At 57.1% G+C, this 16,682-nt stretch carries 17 protein-coding genes and 2 tRNA genes; 7 read left to right on the forward strand and 12 right to left on the reverse strand.

Annotation, left to right across the window (positions count from 1 at the left end; translation table 11 throughout):
• Positions 1-35: 35 nt before the first annotated feature.
• The 11 genes from ACOTX2_RS13090 to mltB all read right to left on the reverse strand — a co-directional run bounded on the left by ACOTX2_RS13090 (position 36) and on the right by mltB (position 9,855).
• Positions 36-112: transfer RNA gene (locus tag ACOTX2_RS13090), tRNA-Arg, on the reverse strand.
• A 4-nt stretch (positions 113-116) separates the two neighbouring features.
• Positions 117-209, reverse strand: a tRNA-Ser gene (locus ACOTX2_RS13095).
• 342 nt (positions 210-551) lie between these two features.
• Positions 552-737, reverse strand: a complete 186-nt coding sequence (gene csrA, locus ACOTX2_RS13100) for a carbon storage regulator CsrA (protein ID WP_000906486.1) — start codon at positions 735-737, stop codon at positions 552-554.
• Positions 738-978: 241 nt separating this feature from the next.
• Entirely contained in the window at positions 979-3,606 is a 2,628-nt protein-coding gene (alaS, locus tag ACOTX2_RS13105; RefSeq protein ID WP_032676479.1) for an alanine--tRNA ligase, read from the reverse strand.
• Between the two features lie 131 nt (positions 3,607-3,737).
• Positions 3,738-4,238 (reverse strand): recombination regulator RecX, encoded by a 501-nt coding sequence (gene recX, locus ACOTX2_RS13110; protein ID WP_017382782.1) that lies wholly within the window; start codon positions 4,236-4,238, stop codon positions 3,738-3,740.
• Between the two features lie 68 nt (positions 4,239-4,306).
• Positions 4,307-5,365 (reverse strand): recombinase RecA, encoded by a 1,059-nt coding sequence (gene recA / locus ACOTX2_RS13115; protein ID WP_022649140.1) that lies wholly within the window; start codon positions 5,363-5,365, stop codon positions 4,307-4,309.
• An 89-nt stretch (positions 5,366-5,454) separates the two neighbouring features.
• Complete coding sequence (pncC, locus tag ACOTX2_RS13120) at positions 5,455-5,952, reverse strand: nicotinamide-nucleotide amidase (protein WP_003862172.1); 498 nt, start codon at positions 5,950-5,952, stop codon at positions 5,455-5,457.
• A 130-nt stretch (positions 5,953-6,082) separates the two neighbouring features.
• Positions 6,083-6,961 (reverse strand): metal ABC transporter substrate-binding protein, encoded by an 879-nt coding sequence (locus ACOTX2_RS13125; RefSeq protein WP_063147467.1) that lies wholly within the window; start codon positions 6,959-6,961, stop codon positions 6,083-6,085.
• Between the two features lie 14 nt (positions 6,962-6,975).
• The gene (locus tag ACOTX2_RS13130; protein WP_045621628.1) at positions 6,976-7,836 is read right to left on the reverse strand and encodes a metal ABC transporter permease; all 861 of its coding nucleotides are present in this window, start codon (positions 7,834-7,836) and stop codon (positions 6,976-6,978) included.
• Positions 7,833-8,486, reverse strand: a complete 654-nt coding sequence (locus ACOTX2_RS13135) for a metal ABC transporter ATP-binding protein (protein ID WP_063147466.1) — start codon at positions 8,484-8,486, stop codon at positions 7,833-7,835. Before ACOTX2_RS13135 ends, ACOTX2_RS13130 begins: the two co-directional genes overlap by 4 nt.
• A gap of 268 nt (positions 8,487-8,754) precedes the next feature.
• Positions 8,755-9,855: a lytic murein transglycosylase B gene (gene mltB, locus ACOTX2_RS13140; RefSeq protein ID WP_022649145.1), complete on the reverse strand. Its 1,101-nt coding sequence runs from the start codon at positions 9,853-9,855 to the stop codon at positions 8,755-8,757.
• Positions 9,856-10,106: 251 nt separating this feature from the next.
• Between mltB and srlA the strand changes: the two genes are divergently transcribed.
• From srlA to gutQ, 7 genes are all read left to right on the forward strand, one after another.
• Complete coding sequence (gene srlA, locus ACOTX2_RS13145) at positions 10,107-10,670, forward strand: PTS glucitol/sorbitol transporter subunit IIC (RefSeq protein ID WP_003862164.1); 564 nt, start codon at positions 10,107-10,109, stop codon at positions 10,668-10,670.
• A complete protein-coding gene (srlE, locus tag ACOTX2_RS13150; protein WP_063147465.1) occupies positions 10,667-11,626 on the forward strand; it encodes a PTS glucitol/sorbitol transporter subunit IIB in 960 nt (319 codons plus the stop codon). The genes srlA and srlE overlap by 4 nt, the downstream gene beginning before the upstream one ends.
• Positions 11,627-11,638: 12 nt before the next feature.
• On the forward strand, positions 11,639-12,001 hold the full coding sequence (srlB, locus tag ACOTX2_RS13155) for a PTS glucitol/sorbitol transporter subunit IIA (RefSeq protein WP_063147464.1): 363 nt from the start codon (positions 11,639-11,641) through the stop codon (positions 11,999-12,001).
• Between the two features lie 14 nt (positions 12,002-12,015).
• Positions 12,016-12,795, forward strand: coding sequence for a sorbitol-6-phosphate dehydrogenase (gene srlD, locus ACOTX2_RS13160; RefSeq protein ID WP_023298456.1), 780 nt, complete (start codon positions 12,016-12,018; stop codon positions 12,793-12,795).
• A gap of 91 nt (positions 12,796-12,886) precedes the next feature.
• Complete coding sequence (gene gutM, locus ACOTX2_RS13165) at positions 12,887-13,246, forward strand: transcriptional regulator GutM (RefSeq protein ID WP_063137603.1); 360 nt, start codon at positions 12,887-12,889, stop codon at positions 13,244-13,246.
• 63 nt (positions 13,247-13,309) lie between these two features.
• Entirely contained in the window at positions 13,310-14,083 is a 774-nt protein-coding gene (gene srlR, locus ACOTX2_RS13170) for a glucitol operon DNA-binding transcriptional repressor SrlR (RefSeq protein WP_015571676.1), read from the forward strand.
• Positions 14,076-15,041 carry an arabinose-5-phosphate isomerase GutQ gene (gene gutQ / locus ACOTX2_RS13175; RefSeq protein ID WP_023298458.1) on the forward strand — a complete coding sequence of 322 codons (966 nt, stop codon included), beginning with the start codon at positions 14,076-14,078 and terminating at the stop codon, positions 15,039-15,041. Before srlR ends, gutQ begins: the two co-directional genes overlap by 8 nt.
• On the opposite strand, the gene norR is transcribed toward gutQ, so the two are convergent.
• Positions 15,038-16,552: a nitric oxide reductase transcriptional regulator NorR gene (gene norR, locus ACOTX2_RS13180; protein WP_023298459.1), complete on the reverse strand. Its 1,515-nt coding sequence runs from the start codon at positions 16,550-16,552 to the stop codon at positions 15,038-15,040. The two genes, gutQ and norR, sit on opposite strands and share 4 nt — an antisense overlap.
• Positions 16,553-16,682 lie beyond the last annotated feature (130 nt).

Raw genomic sequence — 16,682 nt, forward strand, 5'->3', positions numbered from 1 at the left:
TTCATATCACTTCGAAAGCAATATGAAGTAATAGATGGTGCATCCGGGAGGATTCGAACCTCCGACCGCTCGGTTCGTAGCCGAGTACTCTATCCAGCTGAGCTACGGATGCAAAATGGCGGTGAGGCGGGGATTCGAACCCCGGATGCAGCTTTTGACCGCATACTCCCTTAGCAGGGGAGCGCCTTCAGCCTCTCGGCCACCTCACCACACAACGCCTCTTTCGAGTGCTTCGAGCAACTCGTTAAGAGCTTCTCGTCGCTGCGTGGCGCATATATTACTTTCTGGGACTTATAAGTCAAACAATTTTCCACATGCTTTTTTCGTTTGCACAATTCGCACCCAATTCGCATGTAAAAGCCGCAAAGAGAGTGTTTTATAAGCGGATTTTGCAGGCATCTTCACAGAATTGTGTTGAGAGAAGCGCGTCTTTTGGATGAGATAAGATTATGAGAGTGGTCAAAAACGAAGCGTTTGAAATAGAACGGTAACTTTATGCAGGAAAAATAGCAGGAGGGTTGCGTCTCGCCCGACAGCGAGACGCGACAATATCAGTAACTGGACTGCTGGGATTTTTCAGCCTGGATACGCTGGTAGATCTCTTCACGGTGGACAGATACTTCTTTAGGAGCGTTAACACCAATACGTACCTGGTTACCCTTTACCCCTAAAACTGTCACGGTGACCTCATCCCCAATCATGAGGGTCTCACCAACTCGACGAGTCAGAATCAGCATTCTTTGCTCCTTGAAAGATTAAAAGAGTCGGGTCTCTTGTATCCCGGCATTATCCATCATATAACGCCAAAAAGTAAGCGATGACAAACACGTAAAGTGTAAGCAGTCACGGCATCACATTCTGTTAAACGTAAGTTTAGCCGATATACACAAACTCAACCTGACTTTATCGTTATCGATAGCGCAGTGAGCAAGACGCCATAACGTTACCGCTATGGCGTCTGCTTGTGCTTTGTAGTTATTACAGTTTCGCGCTTACCCAGCTTTCAACGCTGGCTAATGCCGCGGGAAGTGCCGCCGCATCCGTACCACCGGCTTGCGCCATGTCCGGACGACCGCCACCTTTGCCACCCACCTGCTGGGCGACCATGCCAATCAGTTCCCCTGCTTTGACACGATCCGTCACATCCTTAGAGACGCCCGCAATCAGAGAAACCTTACCCTCTGCGACCGTTGCCAGCACGATAACCGTCGAACCAAGCTGGTTCTTCAGATCGTCGACCATGGTACGCAGCATCTTAGGCTCAACGCCCGCCAGATCGCTGACCAGCAGTTTGACGCCCTTAATGTCTACCGCTTTGCTGGAGAGGTTTGCGCTCTCCTGCGCCGCAGCCTGTTCTTTCAGCTGCTGGAGTTCTTTTTCCAACTGACGGGTACGATCCAGCGCGACACGCACTTTTTCGCCCAGGTTCTGACTATCGCCTTTCAGCAGCTGCGCGATCTCGTGCAGCTGGTCGCTCTGCGCATGCAGGCTGGCAATCGCGCCTTCCCCGGTCACCGCCTCAATACGACGCACGCCTGCCGCCGTCCCCGACTCGGAAACGATGCGGAACAAGCCGATGTCACCGGTGCGGGATGCGTGAGTACCGCCACACAGTTCGGTAGAGAAGTCGCCCATGCTCAGCACGCGAACGCGGTCGTCATATTTCTCGCCAAACAGCGCCATCGCACCTTTCTTCTTCGCTGCCTCAAGATCCATGATGTGGGTTTCGATTGGCAGGTTACGGCGGATCTGGGCATTCACCAGGTCTTCCACCGCACGAATTTCAGACGGCTTCATCGCTTCAAAATGCGAGAAGTCGAAACGCAGCACTTTGTCGTTAACCAGAGAACCTTTCTGTGCAACGTGCGTACCCAGCACTTCGCGCAGGGCTGCGTGCATCAGGTGGGTTGCCGAGTGGTTCAGACGGATGCGCGCGCGGCGAGCTTCGTCAACGTTGGCCTGAACGCCCTCGCCCACTTTCAGAGAACCGGAAACCAGTTTGCCCTGGTGACCAATTGCCTGACCGTATTTCTGGGTATCGCTTACGCTGAAGCTGAAGCCATTGCCTTTCAGTTCGCCTTTATCGCCAACCTGGCCGCCGGATTCCGCATAGAACGGTGTTTTATCCAGGATAACAACCGCTTCCTGACCTGCGCTAATGCTGTCTACGGCTTTACCGTCAACAAACAGCGCGGTCACGTTGCTGGTCAGAGCCAGCTCTTCGTAGCCTTTAAATTCAGACGCGCTATCAACGCGAATCATCGCGTTGTAGTCCGCGCCAAAACCGCTGGATTCACGCGCACGACGACGCTGCTCTTCCATTGCGGCTTCAAAGCCTGCTTCGTCAACTTTGATGTTGCGCTCGCGGCAAACGTCCGCCGTCAGGTCAACCGGGAAGCCGTAGGTGTCGTACAGGCGGAAAGCGGTTTCGCCATCCAGCGTGTCGCCCTTGAGTTTCGCCAGCTCGTCGTCCAGCAGCGCCAGTCCGCGCTCCAGCGTACGGGCAAACTGCTCTTCTTCGGTTTTCAGAACCTGTTCAACCTGCGCCTGCTGGCGTTTCAGCTCGTCACCGGCAGAACCCATCACGCCAATCAGTGGACCAACGAGTTTATAGAAGAAGGTGTCCTTCGCGCCCAGCATGTTGCCATGACGGATCGCACGACGAATGATACGACGCAGCACATAGCCACGGTTTTCATTCGACGGGATAACGCCGTCAGCAATCAGGAACGCACAGGAACGAATATGGTCTGCGATAACGCGCAGTGATTTGTTGTTCAGATCGGTTGCGCCCGTCACTTCGGCAACGGCTTTGATCAGGGTGCTGAACAGGTCAATCTCATAGTTGGAGTTAACGTGTTGCAGAACGGCCGCGATACGCTCAAGACCCATACCGGTATCTACGGACGGTTTTGGCAGCGGCTCCATGGTGCCGTCGGCCTGACGGTTGAACTGCATGAAGACGATGTTCCAGATCTCAATGTAGCGATCGCCATCTTCTTCCGCGCTTCCCGGAGGGCCGCCCCAGATGTGGTCACCATGATCGTAGAAGATCTCGGTGCACGGACCGCAAGGGCCGGTGTCACCCATCTGCCAGAAGTTATCAGACGCGTAAGGCGCGCCTTTGTTGTCACCGATACGGATGATACGTTCGCGAGGGATACCCACTTCTTTTTCCCAGATGTCGAACGCTTCGTCATCGGTCTCATACACGGTCACCCACAGACGCTCTTTCGGCAGATTAAACCAGTTTTCACCGGTCAGCAGTTCCCACGCATATTGAATGGCGTCGTGTTTGAAGTAGTCGCCGAAGCTGAAGTTACCCAGCATTTCGAAGAAAGTGTGGTGGCGCGCGGTGTAACCGACGTTTTCCAGATCGTTGTGTTTACCGCCCGCACGCACGCAACGCTGTGAGGTTGTGGCGCGGGAATAATTACGCTTGTCGAGACCAAGGAACACATCCTTGAACTGGTTCATCCCGGCGTTGGTAAACAGCAGAGTCGGGTCATTGTTCGGTACCAGGGAGCTGCTGGCAACAACCTGGTGTCCCTTACTATGGAAAAAATCGAGAAACGCCTGACGGATCTCAGCGGTGCTCTTGCTCATAATTATCCTGAAATCAAGCTAACGAAATGTCGCAGCAGATCTGTATCTGTAAACAGTTGGACGGACCAGCTACTGGAAAAAGTGGGAATAAGATAAGTTTTCTTTAGTGGGAAGTAAAATCCCGCATGCGTTCAATCGGTAAAATTACGCCAGATATCCTGAATATCTTCCATCAGGAAGCCGCGGTAGAGCAAAAAGCGCTGGATTTTAACTTTTTCTGAAAATTCACGCGGCAGCGGCTCACCGTACTTTCGTACCGCCTGCTCACGCGCCAGTTCGCACCAGTCGATTTCACTTTCGCGCATTGCTTTTTCAATCGATTCACGGGCTACACCTTTCTGGTTCAGCTCCTGGCGGATACGCGCTGGCCCATAGCCTTTACGACCACGGCTGGCAAGAAAGCGAGCGGCAAAACGGCCATCATCCAGATAGTGATGCTCGTAGCACCAGGCAACCACGCGGTCATAATCTTCCGCGGTGGCATCAATGTCTTCCGGACCGTTTTTGCTCATGACGGGCGCTGACAGTTTCCGCCGCAGCTCCTGTTCACTATGGTCACGCACGGCAAGAATACGCACGGCCCGATCCAGCAAGCGTGAGTAGGCTGGTCGGCGTGATGTCGGTTCACTCATAAAAAACCTGTCGATTCAGAAATGCAAAAAGGGCCGCATCAGCAGCCCTTCATTTTTATCCGAGAGGATTAAAAATCTTCGTTGGTTTCTTCAGCATCCGCGCCGTCGACCACGAAATCAGGTTTAGAGTCCTGGTTGCTCAGCAGGAGTTCACGCACCTTTTTCTCAATCTCTTTCGCCGCCGCCGGGTTCTCTTTCAGCCAGGAGATAGCATTCGCTTTACCCTGACCAATCTTGTCACCGTTGTAGCTGTACCATGCGCCCGCTTTTTCAATCAGCTTCTCTTTCACGCCCAGGTCAACCAGCTCGCCGAGGAAGTTGATACCTTCGCCGTAGAGGATCTGGAATTCAGCCTGTTTGAACGGTGCTGCGATTTTGTTCTTCACAACCTTCACGCGGGTTTCGCTACCGACGACGTTATCCCCCTCTTTCACCGCGCCGATACGGCGGATATCCAGACGGACAGAAGCGTAGAATTTCAGAGCGTTACCGCCGGTGGTGGTTTCCGGGTTACCGAACATTACACCAATTTTCATACGGATCTGGTTGATAAAGATCAGCAGCGTATTGGACTGCTTCAGGTTACCCGCCAGCTTACGCATCGCCTGGCTCATCATACGTGCCGCGAGGCCCATGTGAGAGTCACCGATTTCACCTTCAATTTCCGCTTTTGGCGTCAGCGCCGCAACGGAGTCGACGATGATCACGTCAACCGCACCTGAGCGCGCCAGCGCGTCACAAATTTCCAGGGCCTGCTCGCCGGTGTCCGGCTGTGAGCACAGCAGGTTGTCGATATCAACGCCCAGTTTACGGGCATAGACCGGGTCCAGCGCGTGCTCGGCATCGATAAACGCACAGGTTTTACCTTCGCGCTGTGCCGCCGCAACAACCTGCAACGTCAGGGTGGTTTTACCCGAGGATTCCGGACCGTAGATTTCTACGATACGGCCCATCGGCAAACCGCCAGCGCCCAGTGCGATATCAAGAGAAAGCGAACCAGTGGAGATAGTTTCCACATCCATGGAACGGTCTTCACCCAGGCGCATGATGGAGCCTTTACCGAATTGCTTTTCGATCTGGCCCAGTGCTGCCGCCAACGCTTTCTGTTTGTTTTCGTCGATAGCCATTATTACTCCTGTCATGCCGGGAGAAGCAACTGCGCTTCACCATGGACTTCTGTTCTGTTGAGGCAATTATACTGTATAGTCATACAGTATCAAGTATTTTGTAGAAATTGTTGCCAGAGCGTTTTTAACGCGTATTCCGTTGCCTGACGACGCACGCTTTCGCGATCGCCGCTGAAGCATTCCCGGCGGGTGATCCCTTCACCTTTTGAGGTGGCAAAGCCAAACCAGACGGTGCCGACAGGCTTCACGTCGCTGCCGCCGTCCGGCCCCGCGATACCGCTGATGGAGATAGCGTAATCTGCGCGCGCCTCTTTCAGCGCGCCAATCGCCATTTCGATCACCACCGGCTCGCTGACCGCGCCATGCTGCTCAAGCGTGGCTTCACGCACGCCAATCATCTGCGCTTTAGCCTCGTTACTGTAGGTCACAAAGCCGCGTTCAAACCAGGCGGAACTGCCAGCAATATCGGTAATGGCTTTCGCCACCCAGCCGCCGGTGCAGGATTCTGCGGTCGTAAGAGTCGCGCCGCGCTGTTTCAGCGCCAGCCCCACCACTTCGCTTAGCTGCATCAATTCATGGTCAGTCATTCTCGCTCCAGGCCTTAGAAAAACATGCAGCACAAGATAGCACTTTCTCATCAAATATGGGGATGCGCGTCGGGTTTTACGAGGGGGCTTCAGAAAAAAGCCGATGCGGGCGCATCGGCCAGAGAGACGCTTATTTCATGCTGTTAGCGAGGGTATCCACATTGTGGCGAAACGCCTTGACGTAGGTGTCCGCCACGCCGCCCTTCGCGGACAGCGCTTCCGGGTAAAGTTCACCGCCCGGCTGGGCGCCCGTGGCGGTCGCGATCTGCTTCACCAGGCGCGGATCAAGCTGGTTTTCCATAAACCAGGTTTTCACACCGTCAGCTTTAATCTGATTGATGATCTCCACTACCTGCGCCGCGCTGGCTTCACTCTCAGACGTCAGCCCCTGCGGCGCCATAAACGTCACGCCGTAGGCGCGGCTGAAATAGCCGAAGGCGTCGTGGCTGGTCAGCACTTTGCGCTTCGCCTGTGGGATGTCGCTGAAACGCTTTTTAGCCCAACCGTCCAGCTGAGAGAGCTGCGCAATATAGGGTTTACCGGTAGCTTCAAGCGCCGCCGTATCTTCAGGATCGGCCTTCACCAGCCCAGAGAGAATATTTTGCGCATACAGCGCGCCGTTCGCCGCGCTGTTCCACGCGTGCGGATCGGTCACGGTTTTACCGTCCTCTTCCAGCGTGTGCGTTTTCACGCCGTCCGAAGCAACCACCAGCTGGCCTTTGAATCCGGAGGCTTTCACCAGACGATCGAGCCAGCCCTCCAGCCCCAGCCCATTGACCACCACCACGTCAGCTTTACTCAACGCCGCGCTGTCTTTGGGCGAGGGTTCGAAAGTATGGGGATCACCGTCCGGCCCCACCAGCGTCGTCACCTTCACACGATCGCCGCCAACCTGCTGCGTGATGTCTCCCAGGATGGAAAAGCTGGTCACCACATTAAGCGTTTTCGCCATTACGCCGTGCGTCATCATGCCGAGCGCGAGCGCCACGGCTAACCCTGTACGTTTCATCGTTTCCCCTTGCGTTAAAAAAGCGCCCGCAGGCTATCCGCCAGCCTGCTGCGCGTGCCAAATAAAACGGAAATAAAGAACAATGCGCTGGCGGTCAGCACAATGGATGGCCCGGCGGGCAGACTCACTGCCCAGGAAAGGCTTAAGCCCAGCCACGCGCAAAAAATACCGCTGATACCCGCCATCAAAAGTAACCCTGGCAATGTGCGCACCCAGCAGCGTGCCGCCACGGCGGGTAACATCATCAGCCCGACGGCCATCAACGTGCCGAGCACCTGAAAACCGGCCACCAGGTTGAGCACCAGCAGCGCCAGAAACAGACCGTGTAACATCCCGGGCAGCCAGCGCGCGTTCACCTGCAACCACGCGGTATCGAACGCTTCGCTGACCAGCCCACGATAAAACATCGCCAGCGTGAGGAGCGTGAACATGCAAACGCCCGTCACGAACAGGGCTGACGCGCTATCCACGGCGAGAATGGAGCCAAACAGAAGATGAAGCAGATCGACATTTGAACCGCGCAGCGACACCAGCGTGACGCCCAGCGCCAGGGAACCCAGGTAAAACCCCGCGAAGCTGGCATCCTCTTTAAGAGGTGTACGGCGGCTGACCAGCCCGGCCACCAGCGCAACGGCGATACCGGCAATAAACCCGCCGACAGTCATTGCCAGCAGCGACATTCCGCTGAGCAGATAGCCCACCGCGACACCCGGCAAAATGGCGTGAGAAAGGGCGTCCCCCATCAGGCTCATCCGACGCAGCTGAAGGAATACACCCAGCGCAGTGGTACTGACGGAGAGCGCCAGGCAAACCACCAGCGCGCGCCGCATAAAGCCGTACTCAATAAACGGCTGGAAGAAGAGATGCCAGATCATGCCACCCTCACCCGCTCGGTTTTCCAGTGCGGCGTATCAGCATCCAGCCGCAGCGTTTGTGGGAAGTGGCGCGAGACGCGTTCGCTGTCGTGCAGTACCGCCAGCAGGGTCTGCCCCTGCATATACATCTCCAGCATCAGATCCATCAGCACGTTGCAGGTCGCTTCATCGACGCCGGAGAAGGGTTCGTCCAGCATCACCAGCGGTGCCTGCTGCACTAAAACGCGGGCAAACAGCATGCGCTGAAATTGCCCGCCGGAGAGTTCATCGATGGTGGATAACGCCATGGACGCCAGCCCCACGCGCTCAAGCGCGCCGGCAATGCGCATGCGGGTATCCCGACGAAAACCGGCAAATAGCGAGATTTCTGGCCAGCAGCCCATGCTCACCACGTCCTGCACGGTCAGAGGAAATTGCGCCTCCAGCGCGTGACGCTGCGCCAGCCAGCCCACCACCGGACGTCTCCCCTGCCAGCGAAACGTACCGCTGACGGGCGGAAGAAAGCCAGCGAGCGTTTTCAGCAGCGTGGATTTGCCGCAGCCGTTGGCCCCGACGATGGCGGTCATGCTCCCTCGTTCAATCACGCCGGACAGTGCGCGCGTAACGGGCTGGCGATCGTAACCCGCCACCAGATCGTTCATCACGATCATGGCAACGCCACCGCCCAGCGCACGGCCAGGCCGAGAAACAGAATGAGCACCAGCGCCAGCAGCAGCCGAACCGGGGATGAGAGAGAAAACAGGGACATGGGCATCTCAATTCAAAATTATGTTATAACATAACAATAATGAAAGACGATTAAGATGTAAACGGCGGGAGTGAAATGGGAATGTGGCGAAATGTTTCTGCGGGAAACAGGTGCGGGCGGGTGCCCTCACCCCAGCCCTCTCCCACAGGGAGAGGGAGGCATAAGGGGACTTACTGGCTAAACGGTGACGCTGCCGGCACACGCGCCTGAGACACCGCCAGCCCCAGCTGCCACACCGCCATCGCATAGTGCGTGCTGTGGTTGTAGCGGGTAATGGTGTAGAAGTTCGGCAGCCCGAACCAGTACTGATAACCGGTTCCGACATCCAGGCGCAGCAGGCTCACCTGGTCAACATTGCCCAGCGGCTGAGACGGCGTTAAGCCTGCCGCTGCCAGCTGCGCCACGCTGTATTTGGTTTTAAATCCGTTTTCCAGACCAAACGCTTCGCCGTTCGCCTGTACCGCCACCTGGCCGCCCGGCGTCCAGCCGTGCGCTTTGAAGTAGTTGGCCACGCTGCCAATGGCGTCTTCGGGATCCCACAGGTTGATGTGACCATCCCCGTTAAAATCTACCGCGTACTGCTTATAGGAGGACGGCATAAACTGGCCGTAGCCCATCGCACCGGCGAATGACCCTTTCAGATCTAACGGATCGTCCTGTTCGTCTCGCGCCATCAGCAGGAAGGTTTCCAGTTCAGAGGAGAAATACTCGGCGCGGCGCGGGTAGTTGAAGGAGAGCGTCGCCAGCGCATCGAGGATGCGGGTTTTACCCATAATGCGTCCCCAGCGAGTCTCGACCCCAATAATACCGACGATGATCTCCGGCGGCACGCCATAGACCTGCCACGCGCGGTTCAGGGCGTCTTCATACTGATTCCAGAACACCACGCCATTTTGCACGTTGTCCGGGGTAATAAACTGTTTGCGATAGCGCAGCCACGCCCCGTTTGGCCCGGTCGGCACCTGGGCCGTCGGCGCCTGCCTGTCCATCAGGCGCAGCACGTAGTCCAGACGCTTCGCCTGAGACAAAATGGCATGCAGCTGCTGGCGATCAAAACCGTGCTTGCTCACCATTTTATCGATGAACTGTTCGGCCGCAGGGTTATTCGCGAAGTCGCCGCCCATCTGCATCATATTGTGCTGCGGCTCAAGCAGGAACCCGCCGGAAGGCGCGCCCGCCGTTTGTTGAACAGCTTCAGTCCTGGGTTTGCTACTACAGGCGGACAGGAGAATAAGCGCAGGTAACAGCGCTGCATAACGACGCTTGAACATGTGGCATCCATTTAACGAGTTCGGTAAGAACCCAGTATGGTAAAGCATCCGCAACACCTCAAGGAAGCGGTACACACCTCCCCAACGCAAATCCGCGCTTTTTTCCATCGAAAATCATTCGCCCCACCAATTACCTTTCAAATTAATCCATTTTTCTTTCATTGTGAGATCTAATTAACACTTTAAAAGCTTTCAATTTGATTATTATTAGCCCCGAACAGACAAAAACAAACGCCCTACAGGAGAGAAGAATGATAGAAACCATCACCCACGGCGCCGAGTGGTTCATCGGGCTTTTTCAGAAAGGCGGCGAGGTATTCACCGGCATGGTGACCGGGATCCTGCCCCTGCTGATCAGCCTGCTGGTGATCATGAACGCGCTGATTAACTTTATCGGCCAGCAGCGTATTGAACGCTTCGCCCAGCGCTGCGCCGGAAACCCGCTGTCCCGCTACCTGATCCTGCCCTTCATCGGCACCTTTGTGTTCTGCAACCCGATGACCTTAAGCCTCGGCCGCTTTATGCCAGAGAAGTACAAGCCGAGCTATTACGCCGCCGCCTCCTACAGTTGCCATTCCATGAACGGCCTGTTCCCGCACATCAACCCCGGCGAGCTGTTCGTTTATCTCGGGATCGCCAGCGGCCTTACCACGCTTGGCCTGCCGCTCGGCCCGCTGGCGGTGAGCTACCTGCTGGTCGGTCTGGTCACCAACTTCTTCCGCGGCTGGGTGACGGATCTCACCACCGCCATTTTTGAGAAAAAAATGGGCATCCAGCTTGAACAGAAAGTCCATCTTTCAGGAGCTACAGCATGAACCGGATCCGCATTGAGAAAGGCACGGGGGGCTGGGGCGGCCCGCTGGAGTTCGACGCCACCGAAGGCAAAAAGATTGTGTACATCACCGCGGGCACGCGCCCGGCGATCGTCGACAGGCTGTACGAGCTGACGGGCTGGGAAGCGGTCGACGGCTTCAAGGAAGGCGAACCGCCGGAAGCGGAAATCGGCGTGGCGGTGATCGACTGCGGCGGCACGCTGCGCTGCGGCATCTATCCGAAGCGCCGGATTCCGACGGTAAATATTCACTCCACCGGGAAATCCGGCCCGCTGGCGCAGTACATCCTTGAGGATATTTATGTCTCTGGGGTGAAGGAGGACAACATCACGCTGGTGAATGGCACATCCGCGCCGCAAAAAGCGGCCCCGCGCGAGTACGACACCAGCAAAAAAATCACCGAGCAGAGCGATGGCCTGCTGGCGAAGGTCGGGATGGGGATGGGGTCCGCCGTGGCGGTGCTGTTCCAGTCCGGGCGCGACACCATCGACACGGTGCTGAAAACCATTCTGCCGTTTATGGCGTTCGTCTCGGCGCTGATCGGTATCATCATGGCCTCCGGCCTCGGCGACTGGATTGCCCACGGCCTCGCCCCGCTCGCCAGCCACCCGCTCGGCCTGGTGACGCTGGCGCTGATCTGCTCCTTCCCGCTGCTGTCGCCGTTTCTCGGCCCGGGCGCGGTGATTGCCCAGGTCATCGGCGTGCTGATTGGCGTACAGATTGGTCTGGGCAACATTCCCCCGCACCTCGCTCTGCCAGCCCTTTTCGCCATTAACGCTCAGGCGGCGTGCGACTTCATCCCCGTCGGGCTGTCGCTGGCCGAAGCACGTCAGGACACCGTGCGCGTGGGCGTCCCCTCCGTGCTGGTGAGCCGCTTCCTGACGGGCGCGCCAACGGTGCTGATTGCCTGGTTTGTCTCCGGCTTTATTTATCAATAAGAGGTTCCTGCCATGACCGTGATTTACCAGACCACCATTACCCGCATCGGCCAGAGCGCGGCCGATGCGCTGAGCGACCAGATGCTGATCACCTTCCGCGAAGGGGCGCCTGCGGATATCGAAGAGTTTTGCTTTATCCACTGCCACGGCGAGCTAAACGGCGAGCTGAAGGCCGGGAGCCAGCTTGAGCTGGGCGAGGTGCGCTATGCCGTGACCGCCGTCGGCGACGTCGCTGAACAAAACCTGCGCGAGCTGGGGCATATCACCCTGCGTTTTGACGGGCAGCCGCAGGCGGAGTATCCCGGCACGGTTCACGTTGAGGGGCCGGTTCCGCAGGCTGTCACACCAGGCTGTACGTTAAAATTTGTTGCGTAATTAAGGAGAAACACATGAGTCAGGTTGCCGTTGTCATTGGTGGGGGACAAACCTTAGGCGAGTTCCTCTGCCGTGGGCTTGCCGCAGAGGGTTACCGCGTGGCGGTTGTGGACATTCAGAGTGAAAAAGCCGCCCGCGTGGCGGACGCCATCAACACCGAGTTTGGCGAAGGGATGGCGTACGGATTTGGTGCCGACGCCACCAGCGAGCAGAGCGTGATGGCGCTGGCCCGCGGCGTAGATGAGATATTTGGGCGTATCGACCTGCTGGTCTACAGCGCGGGGATCGCGAAAGCGGCCTTTATCAGCGATTTCGAACTGGGGGATTTTGACCGCTCGTTGCAGGTGAATCTGGTGGGCTATTTCCTCTGCGCCCGTGAGTTTTCCCGGCTGATGATCCGCGATGGTATTCAGGGGCGCATCATTCAGATCAACTCGAAATCCGGGAAAGTGGGCAGCAAGCACAACTCCGGCTACAGCGCGGCGAAGTTTGGCGGCGTGGGGCTGACGCAGTCTCTGGCGCTGGATCTGGCCGAATACGGCATCACCGTTCACTCGCTGATGCTGGGTAACCTGTTGAAATCGCCGATGTTCCAGTCCCTGCTGCCGCAGTACGCCTCCAAGCTCGGCATCAAAGCTGAAGAAGTGGAGCAGTACTACATCGACAAAGTGCCGCTCAAGCGCGGATGTGATTATCAGGACGTGCTGAACATGCTGCTGTTTTACGCCAGCCCGAAAGCCTCGTACTGCACCGGGCAGTCGATTAACGTCACCGGTGGGCAGGTGATGTTCTGAGTTTAATCCCCGGTGGCGCTGCACTTACCGGGGCTACAACACCCGTAGGCCGGGTAAGGCGCAGCCGCCACCCGGCAATTAAGGAGCCGATATGGTAACCGCATTAATCACCTTCGCCGCCCTCGCCTGGATCTGCCAGATGGCGTTTGGCGGCTGGCAGATCCATCAGTTTAACCGCGCGTTTGACGCCCTGTGCCAGAAAGGCCGTGTGGGCGTCGGGCGTTCCGGCGGACGCTTCAAACCGCGGGTTGTCGTCGCTGTTGCGCTGGATGAAAACAATAAGGTCTGCGATTCCCTCATCATGCGCGGCACGACCGTCTTTGCCCGCCCGGTGAAAATCCAGGCGATCAACGGCATTTTGCTGCATGAATTACAACCTGATGTGATCTTCCCCCATGATTCACTCTGTCAGAATGCACTATCATTAGCGCTTAATCTGAAACATGGATAATTTCGTTGTGAAAGTTATAAACTTGCGGAATTATCATTTCGCAACGTAAGGAACGAAGCGCCTATGAAACCACGTCAGCGGCAGGCGGCCATACTTGAGCATCTGCAAAAGCAGGGAAAGTGCTCGGTAGAGGATCTGGCCCACTACTTTGACACCACCGGCACGACAATACGCAAGGACCTGGTGTTGCTCGAAAACTCCGGCGCCGTCATTCGTACCTACGGCGGCGTGGTGCTCAATAAAGACGAAGCCGACCCGCCTATCGATCACAAGACGCTGATTAATACGCACCAGAAAGCGTTGATTGCCGAAGCTGCTGTCAAATTTATCCAGGACGGCGATTCCATCATCCTCGACGCTGGCAGTACCGTCCTACAGATGATCCCGCTGCTCAGCCGCTTTAATAACATCACCGTGATGACCAACAGCTTGCACATCGTCAATGCCCTGTCAGAGTTCGACAGCGAGCAGACCATCCTGATGCCCGGTGGCACCTTCCGTAAAAAATCCGCGTCGTTTCACGGGCAGCTGGCGGAGAATGCCTTCGACCACTTCAGCTTCGATAAATTGTTTATGGGCACGGACGGCATCGACCTCAACGCGGGCGTGACCACCTTCAACGAGGTGTTCAGCGTCAGCAAAGCGATGTGCAACGCCGCGCGGGAAGTGATTTTGATGGCGGACTCGTCGAAGTTTGGCCGTAAAAGCCCCAACATTGTCTGTAGCCTTGAAAGCGTCGATAAGCTGATTACCGACGCAGGTATCGATCCGGCATTTAAAAAAGCGCTGGAAGCGAAGGGCATCGACGTGATCGTAACCGGAGAGAAAAATGAGTGATTTTCTGTTAAACGCAGGCCGCCAGACTCTGCTGCTGGAGCTACAGGAAGCCAGCCGCCTGCCGGAGCGTCTGGGTGAGGATTTTGTTCGTGCAGCCAACACCATTATCCACTGCGAGGGCAAAGTGATCGTGGCGGGTATCGGTAAATCCGGTCATATCGGCAAGAAGATTGCCGCGACGCTTGCCAGCACCGGCACTCCGGCGTTCTTCGTGCATCCTGCCGAAGCGCTGCACGGCGATCTGGGGATGATCGAAAGCCGCGACGTGATGCTGTTTATCTCCTACTCCGGTTCAGCCAAAGAGCTGGATCTCATCATCCCTCGCCTGCAAGAAAAATCGGTAGCCCTGTTAGCGATGACCGGCAAATCCCGTTCGCCGCTGGCGCTGGCCGCGAAAGCAACGCTGGATATTTCCGTTGAGCGCGAAGCCTGCCCGATGCACCTGGCACCGACCTCCAGCACCGTCAACACGCTGATGATGGGCGACGCGCTGGCGATGGCGGTGATGCAGGCGCGCGGTTTTAATGAGGAAGATTTCGCCCGTTCCCATCCTGCTGGCGCGCTTGGGGCACGTCTGCTCAACAAGGTTCACCACCTGATGCGCACGGACGATGCCATTCCTCAGGTCAAACTCGACACCAGCGTGATGGACGCCATGCTGGAGCTGAGCCGCACCGGGCTGGGGCTGGTTGCGGTATGCGACAACGACCGTCAGGTGAAGGGCGTCTTCACCGACGGCGACCTGCGCCGCTGGCTGGTGGGCGGCGGCAAGCTGGAGGCGCGGGTATCCGAAGCAATGACCCGGGGCGGGCTGACGCTGAATGCCGACAGCCGCGCCATTGAAGCCAAAGAGGTGCTGATGAAGCGCAAAATCACCGCTGCGCCGGTGGTGGACGAGCACGGCAGGCTGTGCGGCGCGATCAACCTGCAAGACTTCTACCAGGCGGGGATTATTTAACCCTTAAGCCCCAGACGTTTCGCCAGCCTGTGAAGGTTGGCGACGTCCATCTCCAGCGCCCGCGCGCATGCCGCCCAGCTGCGGTTATTCTGCTCCAGGGCGCGGGTGATCATCTGACGCTGGAACGCATCCGTCGCCTCGCGCAGGTTTTCGTTCACGCTCTCAGGTATCACTGGCTTCACGGACGGCGTCGTTTCCTCATGCAGCGCGAAATGGCGCGCATGGATAACCACTTCATCCCCCGAACGCGTAGCCCGCGCCAGCACCACCGCGCGGTGAATCGCATGTTCCAGTTCACGCACGTTACCCGGCCAGCCGTAGCTCAGCAGGTGCGTCCTCGCGCCGGGGCTTAGCACCACGCGGGAAAGCCCCATTTTGAGCCGACACTGTTCGCAGAAAAAGCCCGCCAGCAGCACCACATCATCGCCCCGCTCGCGCAGCGGCGGCACCGTGAGCGGGAACACGCTCAGACGGTGGAACAGATCGGCGCGGAAATTCCCCGCCAGCACCTCTTCGCGCAGATCGCGGTTCGTCGCCGCCAGCACGCGCACATCCACGCGTAAGCTGCGATCGTCACCCACGCGTTGAATATCGCCATACTGCAACACCCGCAGCAGTTTGGCCTGGAGCGAAAGGGAGAGTTCGCCAATTTCATCGAGGAACAGCGTGCCGTTATCAGCCATTTCGAACTTGCCGCTGCGGTTGCTGATCGCCCCGGTAAAGGCTCCTTTGACGTGTCCGAACAGCTCGCTTTCCGCCACGCTTTCCGGCAGCGCCGCGCAGTTGAGATACACCAGCGGGTTCACCGCACGGGGCGAGGCTTCGTGGATCGCTTTCGCCACCAGCTCTTTACCGGTGCCGGTCTCCCCGAAGATCAGCACGTTCAAATCAGACGCGGCGACAATCTCAATCTCTTTTTTAAGCTGCGCCATGCCCGGCGAAAGTCCGATCATTTCGGTGTGCGCCACCTGCTCAAACGCCGTCGGGCTACCCGGAAGAATATTCTGGCTCTCCAGCTGTTCTATCAGCAGGGCGTTGTTCAGCGCCCCGGCCGCCAGCGCGGCAATCAGCCGTAGCTCTTCGTCGCTGAAGGTATCGAACTGATCCGGCGACATGCCGTCGAGGGTTAACGCGCCAATCAGGTTCTGCCCGGCAAACAGCGGCAGGCCGATACAGGCGTGCACCTTCAGGCTCTCCTGGCCGGGGATCAGGCCGTCGTACGGATCGGGCAGATCGCTGTCTGCCGGGAAACGCACCACATCACCCGCACGGGCGATGGTTTCCAGACGCGGGTGGCCCTCCAGGGTAAAGCGCCGCCCGAGTACGTCCTTCGCCAGACCGTCGATAGCCAGCGGAATAAACTGCCGCCCTTCGTAACGCAGCAGCGCCGAGGCATCGCAATCCAGCACGTGGCGCAACGTGGAGATCAGCCGTTGAAAGCGGTCCTGATGACCAATACCAGTTTGCAGTTCTATGGCGATCTTCGCCAGCACATCTACGGAAAAGCTCATCTCTGCCTCACTGTCATTTTGACAACACATAGTGTCATATTGACAATTTTTAAGATAGTCAAAATGACTACCCATTAGGGAGAATCAAAACACAAATACATTATTTTCAATAAGTTAAAAAACTGGTACG

It is taken from the genome of Enterobacter cloacae complex sp. IR5412, from assembly GCF_049237385.1.
Lineage (GTDB): Bacteria > Pseudomonadota > Gammaproteobacteria > Enterobacterales > Enterobacteriaceae > Enterobacter > Enterobacter intestinihominis.

Excerpts from the sequence above, each read along its gene's own strand:
- csrA (WP_000906486.1), bottom strand. The coding sequence starts at position 737 with ATGCTGATTCTGACTCGTCGAGTTGGTGAGACCCTCATGATTGGGGAT.
- alaS (WP_032676479.1), bottom strand. The coding sequence starts at position 3,606 with ATGAGCAAGAGCACCGCTGAGATCCGTCAGGCGTTTCTCGATTTTTTC.
- recX (WP_017382782.1), bottom strand. The coding sequence starts at position 4,238 with ATGAGTGAACCGACATCACGCCGACCAGCCTACTCACGCTTGCTGGAT.
- recA (WP_022649140.1), bottom strand. The coding sequence starts at position 5,365 with ATGGCTATCGACGAAAACAAACAGAAAGCGTTGGCGGCAGCACTGGGC.
- pncC (WP_003862172.1), bottom strand. The coding sequence starts at position 5,952 with ATGACTGACCATGAATTGATGCAGCTAAGCGAAGTGGTGGGGCTGGCG.
- ACOTX2_RS13125 (WP_063147467.1), bottom strand. The coding sequence starts at position 6,961 with ATGAAACGTACAGGGTTAGCCGTGGCGCTCGCGCTCGGCATGATGACG.
- ACOTX2_RS13130 (WP_045621628.1), bottom strand. The coding sequence starts at position 7,836 with ATGATCTGGCATCTCTTCTTCCAGCCGTTTATTGAGTACGGCTTTATG.
- ACOTX2_RS13135 (WP_063147466.1), bottom strand. The coding sequence starts at position 8,486 with ATGATCGTGATGAACGATCTGGTGGCGGGTTACGATCGCCAGCCCGTT.
- mltB (WP_022649145.1), bottom strand. The coding sequence starts at position 9,855 with ATGTTCAAGCGTCGTTATGCAGCGCTGTTACCTGCGCTTATTCTCCTG.
- srlA (WP_003862164.1), top strand. The coding sequence starts at position 10,107 with ATGATAGAAACCATCACCCACGGCGCCGAGTGGTTCATCGGGCTTTTT.
- srlE (WP_063147465.1), top strand. The coding sequence starts at position 10,667 with ATGAACCGGATCCGCATTGAGAAAGGCACGGGGGGCTGGGGCGGCCCG.
- srlB (WP_063147464.1), top strand. The coding sequence starts at position 11,639 with ATGACCGTGATTTACCAGACCACCATTACCCGCATCGGCCAGAGCGCG.
- srlD (WP_023298456.1), top strand. The coding sequence starts at position 12,016 with ATGAGTCAGGTTGCCGTTGTCATTGGTGGGGGACAAACCTTAGGCGAG.
- gutM (WP_063137603.1), top strand. The coding sequence starts at position 12,887 with ATGGTAACCGCATTAATCACCTTCGCCGCCCTCGCCTGGATCTGCCAG.
- srlR (WP_015571676.1), top strand. The coding sequence starts at position 13,310 with ATGAAACCACGTCAGCGGCAGGCGGCCATACTTGAGCATCTGCAAAAG.
- gutQ (WP_023298458.1), top strand. The coding sequence starts at position 14,076 with ATGAGTGATTTTCTGTTAAACGCAGGCCGCCAGACTCTGCTGCTGGAG.
- norR (WP_023298459.1), bottom strand. The coding sequence starts at position 16,552 with ATGAGCTTTTCCGTAGATGTGCTGGCGAAGATCGCCATAGAACTGCAA.